The organism is Mycobacterium sp. MUNTM1 (assembly GCF_054660795.1).
The window spans coordinates 98,749-99,695 of the sequence record NZ_BAAGDE010000018.1; the positions used below are offsets into that span (position 1 = coordinate 98,749).

The window sequence follows — 947 nt, forward strand, 5'->3', positions numbered from 1 at the left end:
TTTTAATCACTTAACACCCTTTTAATCCCGCGGGCTACCCCGGGGGGGGGGGGGTGGGGGGGGTGGCCCCACCCCCCGCGCGGGGGGGGGGGGGGGGGGGGGCCCCCCCGCCCCCCGACGCAGTGGTTCAGCGGTGGTTGCTGTCCGAACCCGAGGCGCGGCCACCCAGCGACGCGGTGACCATCGCGATCGGCATCCGCGACACGTACAGGTTGGCCCGCTCCTGCGGGGTCAGGCGCGCCTGCAGGTGAAACCTGTTGGCCAACAACCGGCCTGCGCGCAGCATCGAGCGGCCGCGCGTCCGGGACGCGGTGGAAAAGCGGTGCGTGATAACAAAAGCCATGATCTTCTTCTCCTGACGGAGGCCCGATCGGCATCGGCACGGCGTGTCAGCCGCGCAGCACCAGGAGAGGTCAGGCGGTGAGAGAAATGCCGGAACCGGATCGGGACAAGACGGATTTCGGATAGGGACTATCGCCGGGACTCATCTCGCCCTCACCTCCTCACGGCCAAGACACACGCGGGTGTCACCACATTCACCTGAACGACAGAGGCAGGAATGACCCGCGACACATGCCGCGGGTCGCACCCCTCTCGTCGGAGCTTCGGCACTGCACGGCGTATCCGGAACGTTCCAGAAGCCACTTGGGCTCAACCCTTGGGTCCGGGAAGAGCTGTCCTGACCCGGGGCGTCTCTCGACGTTCGGGGTCAGTGGCCTGTATCCATGCAGACGCCTCACCTACCGAGGTGCTTGCGGGGTCCATAGTGACACCGCGGTCGCGGGCGCGTCAAACGCTCGTCAAACGCTTAACGGATCCCTGACGCCCCGCGGCCGGTCTCCCAGCGCCTGCCCAGGCTGCGCGCCTAGGTGTACTCGGCAGACACGTTGGTGACGGTTGTTGATTGTGGGGAGGACCTCCGGGCTTAGTGGAGATATCTGACGTCT

Annotated in this window: 1 protein-coding gene and 1 riboswitch; the gene reads right to left on the bottom strand. The window is 66.5% G+C overall.

What is annotated here, in order from left to right; genetic code table 11:
* Positions 1-127 precede the first annotated feature (127 nt).
* On the bottom strand, positions 128-343 hold the full coding sequence (locus ACYQ8K_RS13005) for a hypothetical protein (protein ID WP_459969489.1): 216 nt from the start codon (positions 341-343) through the stop codon (positions 128-130).
* A 239-nt stretch (positions 344-582) separates the two neighbouring features.
* Positions 583-755, bottom strand: a riboswitch (M-box (ykoK) riboswitch).
* Between the last annotated feature and the right edge of the window lie 192 nt (positions 756-947).